Origin of the sequence: Rhizobium redzepovicii (assembly GCF_019793435.1) — a bacterium.
Lineage (GTDB): Bacteria > Pseudomonadota > Alphaproteobacteria > Rhizobiales > Rhizobiaceae > Rhizobium > Rhizobium redzepovicii.
This window is the reverse complement of record NZ_JAILYH010000104.1, coordinates 1-342: the sequence shown is the minus strand read 5'-3', so window position 1 is coordinate 342 and position 342 is coordinate 1. Positions and strand designations below refer to the sequence as shown.

At 61.7% G+C, this 342-nt stretch carries 1 protein-coding gene; it reads right to left on the bottom strand.

Features of this window, described 5'->3' with window-relative positions; genetic code table 11:
* On the bottom strand, positions 1 to 342 hold a 342-nt coding region (locus tag K6N12_RS33790; protein ID WP_222135287.1), incomplete at both ends, for an extracellular solute-binding protein.

Below are 342 nucleotides of genomic sequence, written 5' to 3'. Positions count from 1 at the left end.
CCGACTTCAACGACTCCTCATCGAGGTCGTTGAAGGCCTTCTTGTAGAACTCCGGGCCGCCGGTCGACAGCACGATGGAATCGAACATCGTCGCTTCCTGCCAGTTCTGGCCGCCGAGCGCCAAGGGGATCACACCGGCAGCCTTGGCCTTGTCGAGCAGCGCGATCAGGTCGTCGAAGCTCTTCGGCTCAGTGCCGCCGATCTTGTCCATCACAGCCTTGTTGATCCACAGCCAGTTGACCGAGTGGACGTTGACGGGGGCTGCGACCCATTTGCCGTCATAGACGGAGAACTTCTGCAGCGCCGCCGGCACCGACTTGTCCCAGCCTTCCTTCTTCGCCG